The organism is Methylobacterium variabile (genome assembly GCF_001043975.1).
Classification (GTDB): Bacteria; Pseudomonadota; Alphaproteobacteria; order Rhizobiales; family Beijerinckiaceae; genus Methylobacterium; species Methylobacterium variabile.
On the sequence record NZ_LABY01000067.1, the window covers coordinates 1 to 13,366 of the forward strand.

General features: G+C 70.1%; 7 protein-coding genes. 2 read left to right on the forward strand and 5 right to left on the reverse strand.

Annotated features, from left to right (window positions below; all coding sequences use genetic code 11):
- Nucleotides 1-73: 73 nt before the first annotated feature.
- Complete coding sequence (locus VQ02_RS11115; RefSeq protein WP_048444258.1) at nucleotides 74-355, reverse strand: hypothetical protein; 282 nt, start codon at nucleotides 353-355, stop codon at nucleotides 74-76.
- A gap of 287 nt (nucleotides 356-642) precedes the next feature.
- Between VQ02_RS11115 and VQ02_RS11120 the strand changes: the two genes are divergently transcribed.
- Entirely contained in the window at nucleotides 643-2,025 is a 1,383-nt protein-coding gene (locus tag VQ02_RS11120) for an SGNH/GDSL hydrolase family protein (protein WP_048444263.1), read from the forward strand.
- A 4-nt stretch (nucleotides 2,026-2,029) separates the two neighbouring features.
- Here the strand turns inward: VQ02_RS11120 and VQ02_RS11125 are convergent, their stop codons facing one another.
- The 4 genes from VQ02_RS11125 to gltB form a co-directional block, all read right to left on the reverse strand.
- On the reverse strand, nucleotides 2,030-4,177 hold the full coding sequence (locus tag VQ02_RS11125) for a TonB-dependent siderophore receptor (protein WP_425339895.1): 2,148 nt from the start codon (nucleotides 4,175-4,177) through the stop codon (nucleotides 2,030-2,032).
- A 418-nt stretch (nucleotides 4,178-4,595) separates the two neighbouring features.
- Nucleotides 4,596-6,023 carry a glutamate synthase subunit beta gene (locus tag VQ02_RS11130; protein WP_048444259.1) on the reverse strand — a complete coding sequence of 476 codons (1,428 nt, stop codon included), beginning with the start codon at nucleotides 6,021-6,023 and terminating at the stop codon, nucleotides 4,596-4,598.
- 45 nt (nucleotides 6,024-6,068) lie between these two features.
- Nucleotides 6,069-6,671, reverse strand: a complete 603-nt coding sequence (locus tag VQ02_RS11135) for a glutathione S-transferase family protein (RefSeq protein ID WP_048444260.1) — start codon at nucleotides 6,669-6,671, stop codon at nucleotides 6,069-6,071.
- A 243-nt stretch (nucleotides 6,672-6,914) separates the two neighbouring features.
- The gene (gltB, locus tag VQ02_RS11140) at nucleotides 6,915-11,609 is read right to left on the reverse strand and encodes a glutamate synthase large subunit (protein ID WP_048444261.1); all 4,695 of its coding nucleotides are present in this window, start codon (nucleotides 11,607-11,609) and stop codon (nucleotides 6,915-6,917) included.
- A gap of 696 nt (nucleotides 11,610-12,305) precedes the next feature.
- On the opposite strand from gltB, the gene VQ02_RS11145 reads away from it, so the two are divergent.
- The coding region (locus VQ02_RS11145) for a threonine aldolase family protein (protein WP_048444262.1) at nucleotides 12,306-13,366 on the forward strand (1,061 nt) is incomplete at its 3' end.

The following is a 13,366-nucleotide window of genomic DNA, read 5'->3' on the forward strand; positions in this document are numbered from 1 at the left end:
TACACCTTCATCAAGCGCGAGGCGGACGAGAGCGTCCGCTGGGTGTCCCTCGGCCGGGCGGTGTCGCCGGTCGTCACCGCGAACCGCTGAGGCCGGGCTCGAACTGGGCGGCGAGGGCCTCGCTCGCCAGCAGGGCGCTGGCATTCGTCCAGGGCAGCGGCAGCACCACCCGCACGCCGGGCATCGGGGCCGGAGCGACTGGCATCGCCATCGGGACGGCGATCGGGACCGGGTCGAGCCCCGGCCGCAGGGTGAGGGCGACGGCCTCCTGGCCGCCCCGGCTCATCAGCACGCCCGACCAGATCGCGACGATGAGCGCGGTCTGGAGGCCCAGCCGCCGTACAGTCCGTGTCATCCGTAGCACTCGCCTGTCATGCGGCGACCGTGTTCTGGTCCGTCGCTCGCGTGGAGCCATCATCGAGTCGCGGCGCTTAACGGCCGGTCGTCATCCGCCCGGGCGTGTTGTTCGTGAGCTGACGACCTTCGGCGATGCTGAACGGAGGTTTTACACTGGCCTTCATCATCGCGTAACCTTGACGGCGCGCCAACGCGAACCCGATCCCGGCGACCAGGCTGGGCCGGGGCCCGCTCCTGCGCTATATTCCGCCGCCGGATGGTCCGAGCGGAGTGGTGATGATGCGGATGAGGTGGCCGGCTGGACGGAAGCTGTCGCACCTCGTCCTGTGTGGCCTGCTCGCGGGCCTGGCCGCGCCGGACGCGGCCCGGGCCCAGTACTACGACGAGGGCTACGCCCCCCGGCGCCCCGCCGAGGGGGGCTACGGCTACGGCTACCGCCGTCGCGACTCCGGCTACCGGCAGGCGCCCGAGCCGCAGCGCCAGTTCTACTGGCCGTGGGAGGACCGCCCCTCCCCGCCGCCCCAGGCGCAGGATCCCGGGCCCGCCTATCGCGGCGCCTACCGCACCCCGCGCCCGCGAAGGGAGAGGGAGCGGGAAGTGGTGCACAGCCGCGAGGGCCGCTCGGTGCAGCGGCCGAAGCCCCGCCCGGCCCCGGTCGTGGCGCGGCCCGCCGTCCCGAAGCCGAAGACCGACCCGCGCACGCAGATCGCGGTCTTCGGCGACTCCCTCGCCGATCTCCTGGGCCAGGGCCTGGACACCGTCTACGAGGCGAATCCCGACGTGCTGGTGATCCGCCGCGCCAAGGGCGACAGCGGCCTCGTGCGCAAGGACGTGGTCGACTGGCCGAAGGCGGCGGACGACTATCTCAAGTCCAATCCGAAGGTGTCCTACGCCGTCGTGATGGTTGGCGCCAACGACCGCCAGCCCCTGCGCGACGGCGACCAGGCCGTCGAGCCCCTGAGCGAGCGCTGGCGCACGCTCTACCGCGACCGCGTCGACGCCCTGCTGAAGGTCTTCTCCGACCGGAAGGTGCCGGTGGTCTGGGTCGGCGCACCGCCGATGAAGAGCGAGAGCCTCTCGGCCGACATCACCTCGCTCAACGAGATCTTCCGTGACCGGGTGCAGCGCGCTGGCGGCGTCTACGTCGACATCTGGCCGGCCTTCGTCGACGAGGACAACCGCTACGCCGCGAACGGGCCCGACCTCGAGGGGCAGCCGGCCCGCCTGCGCACCTCGGACGGCGTGCACTTCACCCAGGCCGGCGCCCGCAAGGTGGCGCACTTCGCCGACGTGGAGATCAAGCGGCTGATCGAGGCGACGACGGGCACCCCGGCGCTGCCCGACGCGGTCTCGTCCCTGACGCCGGAGACGCCGGCGGCGGCGGGAGCGGCGAAGCTCGACGACGACGCGGCCATCGACCGGCTCATCACCGCGATGCTGCCGAGCCTGCCGGAGCCGCCGGGCATCCCGGCCCTGCCGGTGAAGCCCGCCGCCGGACCGGTGGTGCCGCTCACCCGCAACGAGGTCGCCCCCGGCGGCCAGCTCGTCACCGGCCGTCCCCGGGTCGACGGCGATGCCGGCTACACCCTGGAGCGCAGCCTCACCCGCGGCGCCGCGCCCCCGCCCCAGCCCGGCCGGGCCGACGATTTCCGCTGGCCGCGGGGCTGAGGCGTCACAGCCGGGCCGTCAGCGTCGCCAGCACCGAGAACGGCGCGCCCGGCAGGTTGTTGAACTGGTTGAACGGCTGCTCGATGTAGCGGGCGTCGGTCAGGTTCTTGAGGTTCAGCGAGAACCGGGCGTGCTCGTTGAGGTCGTAGAACACCGCCGCGTCGACGCGGGTATAGGCGCCGACCTTGTAGGTGTTGGTGATGTCGCCGAAGCGCGAGCCGACATAGGTCACGCCGGCACCGAGCCCGAGGCCGCGCCAGGGCCCGTCCTGGACCTGGTACGTCGTCCAGACGCTGCCGCTGAACAGCGGCGCCGCCTCGAGGCGGTTGCCGACCGGGATGGTGGTGTCCCGCGTCACCCGGGCGTCGGTGTAGCCGACGCCGCCGATGACCTTCCAGCCCGGCAGGATCGTCCCGGCGAGATCGGCCTCGACGCCCTTCGAGCGCTGCTGCCCGGTGATGATCGAGAAGCCGGTATTGACCGGGTCGTTGGCCGCGACGTTGTTGCGGGTGATGTCGAACACCGAGGCGGTCAGGCTCAGGTCGGGTGAGAAGTCGAACCGGGTGCCGACCTCGATCTGCTCACCGGTCTCCGGCGGCGGGTTGGCGGCGTTGAAGACGTTGGCGGTCTGCGGCTTGAACGAGGTCGTGTAGCTCGCGTAGAGCGCCAGCGGCTCGGCCACGCGGTAGATCAGGCCGACCCGCGGCGAGACGCCGGACAGCTCCTGGTCCGGCGGGATCGTGCGCGAGGTCGGGGTGCGGCTGAAGTAGAATTGCGTGCCGCTGTCGTAGCGCACCCCGAGCAGGAGCTGCAGGCCGTAGCCGAGATCGATCTGGTCCTGGGCATAGAGCCCGGTCAGCTCGTTCTTCTGCTTCAGGTCGCTCTGCAGCGAGAGCGCCCCCGGCAGCGCGACGCCGATGAGGGGATCGTTGAAGCTCACGGAGGAGAGCGCCCCCTGCGTCGTCACCGCGCGCCGGTAGCCGTTGAAGTACTCGACGCCGAACAGGACGGTGTGGCGAAGGCCCAGGACGTCGAACTTCGCCACCAGCTCGGTCTGGCTGTCCACCGACGCGTAGATCGAGGCGGCGGCGGTGGTGCGGCGGGCGACCGTGAGACCGTTGGCCGAGACGCCGGTGGCCCGGGCCGCGATCGCGTCGAAGCTGCCGCTCTGGGCGTTGAGCACCTGGCGCAGCATCACGTGCTCGTTGAAGTCGTGCTCGACTTTCAGGGTGCCGAAATTCGCGTTGGCGTTGTAGCGGGAGAACGGCTCGCCGTAGTAGCGCCGGATGTTGTCGAGCGGCACCCGCCCGTTCCGGGCGATCAGGCCCTCATCGTAGACGGTGTCCTGCCGGGTGAACTCCCCGATGAACGAGACCCGCGTGTCCGGGCTCGGGTTCCACGTCACCGCCGGCGCGATGAAGAAGCGGGAATTGTCCCGGCCGGCGAGGTCGCGGAAGGTCGGGTCGACCTGCGTGCCGAAGCTGAGGCGGGCCGCCACCCCGTCGGCGCCCGGCACCGGGCCGGATGCCGAGCCCTGCACCCGCCGGAAGCCGAAGCTGCCGCCCTGGATGCTGGCATCGGCCGTCGGCACCAGGCTCGGCTGCCGGGTGACGATGTTGATGACGCCGCCCGGGTCGCCGCGGCCGTACAGAACCGAGGCCGGCCCTTTGAGCACCTCGATCCGCTCGACGTCGGCGAGGTCGCGCTGTACGGGGTAGAAGTTGCTGGCCTGGTTCATGAACACGCCGTCGATGGCGTAGGTCTGGGTCCGGAAGCCGCGGATGATGAAGGTGTCGCTGCGGCCCTGGATGGTGCCGCCCGGCTGCACGTTGCTGACGTTGAACAGCGCGTCGGTGAGCCGTGTCTCCTGACGGTCGATCAAGACCTCGCGCGGCACCACGTTGACGGTCTGCGGGATGTCGCGCAGCGGCGTGTCGGTCTTGGTGGCGGTGGCGCTGCGGGTGGCGCGGTAGCCCTGCACCGGCCCGTAGGCGGTCTCGGCGAACTGGGGCGGGCCGGCGACGGTGATCGTGTCGAGGGCGATGGTGTCGCCGGATTCCTGGGCGCTCGCGAGCACGGGCGCCGCGCTCCCCAGGAGCGCGAGGAGCAGGCGCGACCGGCGCCTGTTGGCGGAACCTGAACCTGGGCGCACGGGAACCTCGACCGGCAGAAGCTGAGCTGCTGCGGCGTAATAGCTCGCCGCCGGGCAATCAATCGCACGTTCGCGGCAAGATCTGGAACTATTCCATTCCTCGTCGCAATCAGTTCCCGTGTTGCTCCGGCGCATCTTCCCCAGAACTCAGCGCCGAAATGCCAGGGGACAACTCACAGGTCTTGGCTGGAATTGGAATAGATCCAGGGAAAAGATTGTCCTGCGACCGGGTCGGACGGTCAACGCAGGGGAACATCGTCGGCCGCCCGGCCATGATCCGGCGTGGACCCTCCCACCCCCGCGCACCGGGTGATCCCGCAACTCCGACATGAAAACGGGACCCGCCCCGATCGGGGCGGATCCCGCTGAAACCCGGTGCCGGCAGGACCTCGTCGTCCCTGCCGGACGATCGTCCGCCTCAGAGCGGCAGGGTCGTCGCCCCCATCAGCGCCTCGTCGATGGCGCGGGCCGCCTGCCGGCCCTCACGGATCGCCCAGACGACCAGGGACTGGCCGCGGCGCATGTCGCCCGCCACCCAGACCTTGTCGGTCGAGGTGCGGTAATGGGTGTCGTCGGCCTCGACGTTGCCGCGCTTGTCGCGGGCGACGCCCGATTCCTCCAGCAGTCCCTTGGCCACCGGCCCGGCGAAGCCGATCGCCATGAAGACGAGGTCCGCGGGCAGCAGGAACTCGGAACCGGCGATCGGCTTGCGCTTCTCGTCGACCCGGGCACAGACCACGCCCTTGACCTTGCCCTTCTTGTTGCCCTCGATCCGCAGGGTCGCCGCCTGGAACTCGCGCTCCGCGCCTTCCGCCTGGCTCGAGGAGGTGCGCATCTTGGTAGCCCAGTACGGCCACACGGTCAGCTTGTCCTCGCGCTCCGGCGGGCGCGGGCGGATGTCGAGCTGGGTGACCGAGAGGGCGCCCTGGCGGAAGGCAGTGCCGACGCAGTCCGAGGCGGTGTCGCCGCCGCCGATCACCACGACGTTCTTGCCGGCGGCGAGGATCGGGGTCTCCGCCGTCTCGGGCTCCTGGCCGACGCGGCGGTTCGACTGCACCAGGTAGGGCATCGCGAAGTGCACGCCGTCGAGCTCCTGGCCCGGCAAGCCGGGATCGCGCGGGGCCTCGGCGCCGCCGGCGAACAGCACGGCGTCGAACTCGTTGTGCAGGCTGGCGAAGGAGCGGGTGACGCCGATATTGACGCCGTAGTGGAACTGCACGCCCTCGGCCTCCATCTGGCGCACCCGGCGGTCGATGTGGCGCTTCTCCATCTTGAAGTCGGGGATGCCGTAGCGGAGCAGGCCGCCGGCCTTCGGCTCGCGCTCGAAGACGTGGACGTCGTGGCCCACGCGCGCGAGCTGCTGGGCCGCGGCGAGGCCCGCCGGGCCCGAGCCGATCACCGCCACCCGCTTGCCGGTCTTCGCCTCGGCCGGCTCGGGCACGACCCAGCCCATGCTCCAGGCCTTGTCGGCGATCGCCTGCTCGATGGTCTTGATCGCCACCGGCTGGTTCTCGAGGTTGAGGGTGCAGGCCTCCTCGCACGGCGCCGGGCAGATGCGGCCGGTGAACTCGGGAAAGTTGTTCGTGGAGTGGAGGTTGCGCGAGGCCTCCTCCCAGTCGGCGTTGTAGACGAGGTCGTTCCAGTCCGGGATCTGGTTGTGGACCGGGCAGCCGGTCGGGCCGTGGCAGAACGGGATGCCGCAATCCATGCAGCGCGCCGCCTGCTTCTTCAGGTCGTGCTCGTCGAGCGGCAGGGTGAATTCGAGGAAGTGGCGCACGCGGTCGGCCGCGAGCTGATACTTCTGCTCCTGCCGGTCGAATTCGAGGAAGCCTGTGACCTTGCCCATCGGGAGAGTGCTCAGTTCGTGAAGTGATCGGGCCGGCGGCGGGTCTTAAGCGACCCCGGCGACGGTGGCGGATGTGGGGAGCGCCTCCCCGCAACGGGTGAGCCAGGCCCGGATGGCGGGCCGGCCCGAGAGATCGAATCCGCCCTCGTCGGCGAATTGCGTATAGGCGAAGAGTGCGACATCCGCGATGCTGACGGCGTCGCCGACGAACCACGCCGCGGCGGTCAAGTGTCGCTCCATCAGGTCGAGAGCGGCCTCGCCTCCCGCCACCCGCTTCGGGTCGCGGGTGTCGGCCGGCTCGCCCCGGTAGCGCATGTGGAAGCGGCAGACCGCGATCGTCGGCTCGTGGCTGTACTGCTCCCAGAACAGCCACTCGTCGATCTTCGCCTGCGTCCAGGGATCGTCGGGCAGCAATGCGCTGCCGCGGGCGAGGTGACGGATGATGGCATTCGACTGGGCGAGGCAGCGCCCGTCCGGGAACTCCACGCCCGGCACCTGGCCGGCGGGGAAGCGGGCGAGGTATTCGGGCGTGCGGGTCTCGGCCTTCATGATGTCGACCGGCACCCAGTCATAGGCGAGCCCGAGGTGATCGGCGACGTACCGCACCTTCAGGCAGTTGCCCGACATCGTGTCGCCGTAGATCTTCACCGCGGCTTCTCCTTTACGTCCCAGCCCGTCGATCAGGCTCCACCTCAACCCTCCCCCTCTGCGGGGGAGGGTGGTCCCTGCGTCAGCAGGAGCTGGGAGAGGGGCAGCGCGACGGTGCTGGGTATGGCGCCCGTCACCGAGGTCGCGACCTCTCCGGAAGCGTCGTCACCTCTCCCGCCCCACTTCGTGGGGCCCCCTCCCCCGCAGAGGGGGGAGGGGTTTCCCGCGCCCTTCGAAGCGGCCTTACTCCGCCGCCACCGGCATCCGGGCCCGCTCCATCTCGCGCAGCGCCCGCCGGTACTCGACAGGCATCACCTTCACGAACTTGGTGCGGTAGGTGTCCCAGTTGTCGATGATCGCCTTGGCGCGCACCGAGCCGGTGTACTTCAGGTGGTTGTTGATGAGGCCGACGAGGCGCTCCTCGTCGTGGCCCGACATGTCGGCCAGGATGTCGATGCGCCCCTTGGTCTCCAGGTCGCCGTCCTGGTGGAAGCGACGCATGAACTCGTCCTCCTCCTCGACCGGCTCGAGATCGACCATCGACAGGTTGCAGCGCTTGGCGAACGACCCGTCCTCGTCGAGCACGTAGGCGATGCCGCCCGACATGCCGGCCGCGAAGTTGCGGCCGGTCTCGCCGATGGACACGACGACGCCGCCGGTCATGTATTCGCAGCCATGGTCGCCCATGCCCTCGACCACCGCGATGGCGCCCGAGTTGCGCACCGCGAAGCGCTCGCCGGCGGCACCCCGGATGTAGGCCTCGCCGGCGATGGCGCCGTAGAGCACCGTGTTGCCGACCATGATGGTGCGATCCGACGGCGAGCCCAGGGCATCCGAGGGCCGGATGATGAGCTTGCCGCCCGACAGGCCCTTGCCGACGTAGTCGTTGGCGTGGCCGGTCAGGCTGAGCGTCACGCCGGCGGCGAGCCATGCGCCGAAGCTCTGGCCGGCGGTGCCGGTGAGCTTCACCGTGATGGTATCGTCGGGCAGCCCCTCGTGGCCGTGCGCCTTGGCGACGACGCCGGAGAGCATCGCGCCCGCGGCCCGATCGGAGTTGCGGATCACGTCCTCGACGGTCACCGCCGCGCCGGTCTCGATCGCGTCGCCGATGGCAGCGATGAGCCGCCGGTCGAGAACCTGATCGATCGGGTGCTTCTGGCTCTCGACGTGACGGAGCGCCACCGTCTCCGGCACGTCCGGCTTGTGGAACAGCCGGGTGAAGTCGAGGCCCTTGGCCTTCCAGTGCGAGATCGCCGCGAGCTTGTCGAGGTACTCCGAGCGGCCGATCAGGTCGTCGAGCTTGGTGACGCCCAAGGACGCCATCAGCTCGCGCACCTCTTCGGCGACGAAGAAGAAGTAGTTGATGACGTGCTCGGGCGTGCCCTTGAAGCGCTTGCGCAGCACGGGATCTTGCGTCGCGACGCCGACCGGGCAGGTGTTGAGGTGGCACTTGCGCATCATGATGCAGCCGGCCGCGATCAGCGGCGCGGTCGAGAAGCCGAACTGGTCGGCGCCGAGCAGCGCCGCGATCAGCACGTCCCGGCCGGTGCGGATGCCACCGTCGGCCTGGAGCGCCACCCGGCCGCGCAGGTGGTTGAGCACCAGCGTCTGCTGGGTCTCGGCCAGCCCGATCTCCCAGGGACCGCCGGCATGCTTGATCGAGGTCAGCGGCGCCGCGCCGGTGCCGCCGTCGAAGCCCGAGATGGTGATGTGGTCGGCGCGCGCCTTGGCGACGCCGGCCGCCACCGTGCCGACGCCGACCTCCGCCACCAGCTTCACCGAGACCTCGGCCGCCGGGTTGACGTTCTTGAGGTCGAAGATCAGCTGGGCCAGGTCCTCGATCGAGTAGATGTCGTGGTGCGGCGGCGGCGAGATCAGGCCGACGCCAGGGGTCGAGTGGCGGACCTTGGCGATCTTGGCGTCGACCTTGTGGCCGGGCAGCTGGCCGCCCTCGCCGGGCTTGGCACCCTGCGCCACCTTGATCTGCATCATGTCGGCGTTGACGAGGTACTCCGCCGTGACGCCGAAGCGGCCCGAGGCCACCTGCTTGATCGCCGAGCGGCGCGAGCGGCCGTCCGGCAACGGCCGGTAGCGCTCGCGCTCCTCGCCGCCCTCGCCCGAGTTCGAGCGGCCGCCGAAGGAGTTGACGGCGATCGCGAGCGTCTCGTGCGCCTCCTTGGAGATCGAGCCGTAGGACATCGCACCGGTCGCGAAGCGCTTCACGATCTCCGCCGCCGGCTCGACGCTGTCGATGTCGACCGGGGTGCGGCCGATCTCCGCCGCGCTCTTGATCCGGAACAGGCCGCGGATCGTCTTGAGGTGGTTCTCCTGCTCGTTCACCATCTTGGCAAACGCCCGGTAGCGGTCGGGCAGGTTGAGGCGCACGGCGTGCTGGAGCGTCGCGACGGTGTCCGGCGTCCAGGTATGGGCCTCGCCGCGCAGGCGGTAGGCATATTCGCCGCCGACGTCGAGGGCGGTGCGGTAGACCGGCGCGTCGCCGAAGGCGTCGCGGTGGCGCCGCACCGTCTCCTCGGCGACCTCGGCCATGCCGATGCCCTCGATGGTCGTGGCCGTGCCGAAGAAGTCGCGCTCGACGAAGGTCGAGTTCAGGCCGACCGCGTCGAAGATCTGCGCGCCGCAATAGGACTGGTAGGTCGAGATGCCCATCTTGGACATCACCTTGAGCAGACCCTTGTCGATCGACTTGATGTAGCGGTAGATGATCTCGTCGTCGGTGAGCTCGGGCGGCAGCTCGTCCTTCATCGAGAGCAGGGTCTCGAAGGCGAGATAGGGGTTGATCGCCTCGGCGCCGTAGCCGGCCAGGCACGCGAAGTGGTGCACCTCGCGCGGCTCACCGGACTCGAGCACGAGGCCGACCGAGGTGCGAAGCCCCTTGCGGATCAGGTAGTTGTGCACCGACGCGGTGGCCAGCAGCGCCGGGATCGGGATCCGGTCCGGGCCGACGGCGCGATCCGAGAGCACGATGATGTTGTAGCCGCCGCGCACCGCCGCCTCGGCGCGGTCGCACAGGCGATCGAGCGCGCCGTCCATCGCCTGCGCGCCGGTCTCGGCCGCATAGGTGATGTCGAGGGTCTTGGTGTCGAAGCGGTCCTCGAAATGGCCGATGCAGCGGATCTTCTCCAGGTCCGCATTGGTCAGGATCGGCTGGCGCACCTCGAGGCGCTTCTTGCGCGAGGTGCCCTCGAGGTCGAGGATGTTCGGCCGCGGCCCGATGAACGAGACGAGGCTCATCACGGCCTCCTCGCGGATCGGGTCGATCGGCGGGTTCGTCACCTGCGCGAAGTTCTGCTTGAAGTAGGTGTAGAGGAGCTTCGGCTTGTCGGAGAGCGCCGAGAGCGGCGTGTCCGTGCCCATCGAGCCGACCGCCTCCTGGCCGGTCACGGCCATCGGCTGCATCAGGAGCTTCAGGTCTTCCTGGGTGTAGCCGAAGGCCTGCTGGCGATCGAGCAGCGACACGTCGGTGCGCGACTCGCGCGGCTGCACCGGGCGCAAGTCCTCGAGCACGATCTGGGTGCGCTTCAGCCACTCCTTGTAGGGATGCGCCGCGGCAAGCTCGCTCTTGATCTCCTCGTTGGAGACGATGCGGCCCTTCTCAAGGTCGATCAAGAGCATCCGGCCCGGCTGCAGGCGCCAGGACGAGACGATCTTCTCGTCCGGGATCGGCAGCACGCCCATCTCGGAGGCGAGCACGACGAGGCCGTCGTCGGTAACGAGGTAGCGCGCCGGGCGCAGGCCGTTGCGGTCGAGGGTGGCGCCGATCTGGCGGCCGTCGGTGAAGCAGAGCGCGGCCGGGCCGTCCCACGGCTCCATCAGGGCGGCGTGGTACTCGTAGAAGGCGCGCTGCTCCTCGCTCATCAGCGGGTTGCCGGCCCAGGCCTCTGGCACCAGCATCATCATCGCGTGGGCGAGCGGGTAGCCGCCCTGCACGAGGAACTCGAGCGCGTTGTCGAAGCAGGCGGTGTCGGACTGGCCCTCGTAGGAGATCGGCCAGAGCTTCGAGATATCGTTGCCGAACAGCTCGGAATCGACGCTGGCCTGGCGCGCCGCCATCCAGTTCACGTTGCCGCGCAGCGTGTTGATCTCGCCGTTATGCGCCACCATCCGGTAGGGGTGCGACAGGCGCCAGGTCGGGAAGGTGTTGGTGGCGAAGCGCTGGTGCACCAGCGCGAGCGCCGAGACGAAGCGCTCGTCCTTCAGGTCGAGGTAGTAGTGGCCGAGCTGGTTCACCAGCACCATGCCCTTGTAGACGATGGTGCGCGAGGACAGAGAGACCGGGTAAAATTCCTTCAGCCGCTCGTCCTTGAGGGTGTAGACGGCGTTCGAGATCACCTTGCGGACGAGAAAGAGCCGGCGCTCGAAGGCGTCCTGGTCGGCGCTTGAGGCCGGGCGGCCGATGAACACCTGGCGGTGGCGCGGCTCGCTCGCCTTCACGCTCTCGCCGAGGTCGCTCGGGTCGACCGGCACGTCGCGCCAGCCGAGCAGCGTCAGGCCCTCGTCGGCGATCGCCTTCTCGACGATCCCCTCGACGACCTTGAGGCCCTCCTCGTCCTGCGGCATGTAGAGCTGGCCGACGCCGTAATGGCCGGCCTCCGGCAGGGCGATGCCCAGGCGCTCGGCCTCCGCCGCGAAGAAGCCATGCGGCACCTGCACCAGGATGCCGCAGCCGTCGCCCATCTTCGGGTCGGCACCGACGGCGCCGCGATGGTCGAGGTTCTCAAGGATCTGCAGCCCCTGCTGCACGATGGCGTGGCTCTGCCGATTGTGCATGTCGGCGATGAAGCCGACGCCGCAGGCGTCCTTCTCGCGGCCCGGATCGTACAGGCCCTGGCGCGCCGGCAGGGCCGGGTCCCGCACGACGAGGGCGGGGACCGCCTGCCCGCGGGTGGTCTGCTGGGACTCGTCCGTGCCGCTCATCATCTGGTCTCCCATGGGCTCGCACTCGATCACATTTGCGGGGCCGGGCGCGGCGCGCCGGCCGAGAAGGAACTGCCTGCCTCAACGGCGGGCGGACCTGCCTCAGCGGCAGGCAGGCCCGCCGCTCGGAGCGGGCGAAGTCGTGCGGACGGGCGCTAAGGCCGCCGCGGGAGCGTGCGCGCCGAGGGCACCGGCCGCCGCCTCGTTGTCTCAGTCCGCGGGAGGTTCGGTCGCGTTTCGCGAAGGAAGCGCCCGCACCTCGCGAGCGCTCGGCAGGCTGGGGTTCAGCCGGCGTGCGCCCGCACCGCCCGAATGGCGGCGCGTTTCAAATCTCGTTTGGCCGTCGTGCAAGCCACAAGCCAGCGCCCTTGCGAACCCGGAGGCGCAGGGCCCGACCGGGAAAATGGGACAGCGGTACTGTCCTAACTTGCGGAACCTGCCAGATTCCAATCGCTCCAGCAAGAGGCCATTCGGCCTCCCGTTGTGTTTTTGTTGCGTTTCACGGTCGCGCTCCGCAATGAAACGACGAATTCGCCCGACGCCGCGCATCTTTTTCCCGCCGCTGCGGCGCATGACCGGCATGAGCCGCAGCGGCTCGCCCGGGCGGGCGCCGGCCGGCATGATGGTCCCTCGAGCCACGCCTAGCCCCGCGGGAGCCTCGGGAGGACCGGCGGCGCAGGGACCAGGGAGCCTCCATCGATGAACTTCGCGAGCGACAACGTGGTGGGCGCGAGCGCTCCGATCCTGGAGGCCATCGTGCGCCACAACGGCGGCGCGATGCCGGCCTACGGCGCCGACCCGCTGACGCTCGGCCTGACCCCGCGCTTCCGGGCGCTGTTCCAGCACGAGGACCTCGCGGTCTTTCCGGTCGCCACCGGCACGGCGGCGAACGCGCTCGCGCTCGCCGTCATGGTACCGCCCTTCGGCCTCTGCCTGTGCCACGAGGAGGCGCACGTGATGGAGGACGAGTGCGGCGCGCCGGAATTCTACACCCACGGCGCCAAGCTGCACGGGCTTCCCGGCACCGGCGGCAAGATCGCGCCCGACACCCTCGACGGTTTCCTCAGCGGTCTGACCCGACACGTGAAGCAGATGCCGCCCCGGGCGCTGACCCTGTCGCAGCTCACCGAGAGCGGGCAGGTCTACACGGTCGAGGAGATCGCCGCGCTCTGCCGGATCGCCCACGGCCACGGGCTCACGGTCCACATGGACGGGGCGCGCTTCGCCAACGCCCTGTCCGCCCTGGGATGCTCGCCTGCGGAGATGACCTGGCGCGCCGGCATCGACATCCTGTCCTTCGGGGCGAGCAAGAACGGCGCCCTCGCCGCCGAGGCGATCCTGGTCTTCCGCCAGGACCTCGCCGACACGCTCGAGTACCGCCGCAAGCGCGCCGGCCACATCCTGTCGAAGGGCCGCTTCCTCGCCGCCCAGCTCGAGGCCTACCTCGCCGACGACCACTGGCTCGCCAACGCCGCCCACGCCAACCGGATGGCGGCCCGCCTGGCGGAGGGCCTCGGGCGGATCCCCGGCGTGCGCCTGGCCTGGCCGGTCCAGGGCAACGAGCTGTTCCCGATCCTGCCCGACGGGCTCGACGAGGCCCTGCGCCGGGGCGGCGCCCTCTACTACGACTGGACGAGCCGCAGCCTGCCGGCCGGCGAGGCGGTGCGCGCGGGCGAGGGCGAGGAAGTCCTCGACCTCCTCCGGCGTGGTCGAGAAGGCGGTGATCAGGCGGATCACCGCCTCGCCCGCGCGCACCGCCT